Here is a 2,242-nt window from a genome sequence, read left to right as displayed (position 1 = left end):
TTTAATCTCGGTGGGGCAGCCGATTTTCATGTGAGTATCTCCTCAAAACTCTCTGCGGGCATTTTGCCGCAGCCGCTGCAAAATGTGCTTCTTTTTTGGGCGGAAGAAAAACATGCCTTTCGAAGATTCTTCGCATATACAGGTGAAACACAGCAAGGATCTTCGCAAAATGTCGCTGGACGAAACAGATCGTCGCATTCTCTCGGTGTTGCAAAAGCAGGGCCGCATCTCCAACGCCGACCTGTCGGAGCGGGTGAACCTGTCGGCCTCGGCCTGCCACCGCCGGGTGCAGCGGCTGGAGGCGGACGGGTACATCCGTGATTATGTCGCGCTGCTGGACGCGCGCAAGATGAACGTGCCGACCACGGTGTTTGTCGAGATCACCCTGTCAGGCCAGGCGGATGAAGTGCTGGACGCGTTTGAAAAAGCGGTGTCGCGAATCCCGGATGTGCTGGAGTGCCACCTGATGGCGGGCACAGCGGATTACATCCTTAAGGTGGTGGCGGAGAACACCGAGGATTTCGCCCGCATCCACCGCCAGCATCTGGCGCGGCTGCCGGGGGTGGCGCAGATGCAGTCGAGTTTTGCGCTGCGCACCGTGTTCAAGACCACGGCGCTGCCGGTTTGATGCGGCTCTGATGCTTATCGCCGGGCCGGGGGCTTTTACTCTTGAACCACGCTGGAAATTCCGGTTGCCTTGGGGGAAGATGCAGCCAGGGCCGCAGGATGGACCCCATGCTACAGCGGCTGCTAGCTGCTGCCTCGGCGCAGTGACATCAAACAGTCACATGCCGCCCGTATAAGGCGGCGTTTGCACGACCTGACAAGGAAGGAACCCTGCCCGTGACCCGCGAATTTGAGACCGCATCCCTGGACTGGCTGGAAGCGGAGCTGCAGGACACGCTGGACGAGGATATCGAGATTGAATTCTCGGAGCCGATGCTGAGCCAGGAGATCCGCAAGATTTACCGCGAGCAGCATCCGGAAATGCTCGACCGGCAGATCTATTTCCGCAATCTTCTGCGACTGCAGGCGGAGCTGATCAAGGTGCAGGACTGGGTGCAGAATTCCGGCGCCAAGGTTTGCATCCTGTTCGAGGGCCGCGATGCGGCGGGCAAGGGTGGGGTGATCAAGCGGATCACCCAGCGGCTGGACCCGCGGGTGGCGCGGGTGGTCGCACTGCCGGCACCGAACCGCCGCGAGCAAAGCCAATGGTATTTCCAGCGCTATGTACCGCATCTGCCGGCGGGGGGCGAGATCGTGCTGTTCGACCGCTCCTGGTACAACCGCGCGGGCGTCGAGCGGGTGATGGGCTTTGCCAGCGACGATCAGGTCGATCAGTTCTTCCAGGACGTTCCGGAATTTGAACGGATGCTGGTGCGGTCGGGAATCATCCTGCTGAAATACTGGTTCTCGATCACCGACGAGGAACAGCAGCTGCGGTTCATGATGCGCATTCACGATCCGATGAAGCAGTGGAAACTGTCGCCGATGGATCTGGAAAGCCGGATCCGCTGGGAGCAGTACACCAAAGCCAAGGAGCAGATGTTCAAGCGCACAAATATTCCAGAGGCGCCATGGTACATCGTTGAAGGCAATGATAAAAAGCGTGAACGGCTGAATTGCATCGAGCACTTGCTGACCAAGATCCCGTATGACGAGGTGCAGCACGAGAAAGTGGATCTGCCGGATCGCAAGTACAACCCCGACTACGAGCGCCAGGTGCTGCCGGACGAATTGTATGTGCCCAAAGTTTATTGAGGTCTGCGCAGGGCCTGGCTCCCGGTATTGAAATTGCGAAGGGGCGCGCCAAGGCGCGCCCTTTCCACGGTTGTCCGGTGAGGGTCAGAACAGGAAGTCGCTGGCCTGAAGCTCTTGCTCTGTGATACCGCTGAGCAGCAGGCTGTCGCCATCGCTGTCGCTGATCAGCAGGCCGGCATTGGTCTGGCTGGTGTGATTGTTCATCAGGTCGCTGAAGCCAGTGATGCCTGTCGCCGCGCTCAGATCAATGCGCTCGCCGCTGGCATCCGGGTTGAAATCACTCACGGTGTCATCGCCGCCGCTGAAGATGAAGAGGTCGCCGCCGCCCTTGCCGGCCAGCTTGTCGTTGCCGCTGCCGCCGTCCAGGGTGTCTTTGCCGCGGCCGCCGAACAGCTTGTCATTGCCGCCGCCGCCATTCAGCTCATCCGCGCCGTTGTTGCCGCGCAGCGTGTCGTTGCCCGAGCCGCCGTTCAATTCGTCG

General features: G+C 60.0%; 3 protein-coding genes. 2 read left to right on the top strand and 1 reads right to left on the bottom strand.

Annotation, left to right across the window (positions count from 1 at the left end):
- Positions 1–169 precede the first annotated feature (169 nt).
- Positions 170–628, top strand: a complete 459-nt coding sequence (locus A2I95_RS32510) for an Lrp/AsnC family transcriptional regulator (RefSeq protein ID WP_027257950.1) — start codon at positions 170–172, stop codon at positions 626–628.
- Positions 629–843: 215 nt separating this feature from the next.
- Positions 844–1,761 (top strand): polyphosphate kinase 2, encoded by a 918-nt coding sequence (gene ppk2 / locus A2I95_RS32505; protein WP_027257951.1) that lies wholly within the window; start codon positions 844–846, stop codon positions 1,759–1,761.
- An 84-nt stretch (positions 1,762–1,845) separates the two neighbouring features.
- Here ppk2 and A2I95_RS32500 read toward each other — a convergent pair.
- The coding region (locus A2I95_RS32500; RefSeq protein WP_367153182.1) for a calcium-binding protein at positions 1,846–2,242 on the bottom strand (397 nt) is incomplete at its 5' end.

It is taken from the genome of Leisingera sp. F5, assembly GCF_001593695.1.
Note: the sequence above shows the minus strand (reverse complement) of the source record. Positions and strands in the feature narration are given on the sequence as shown.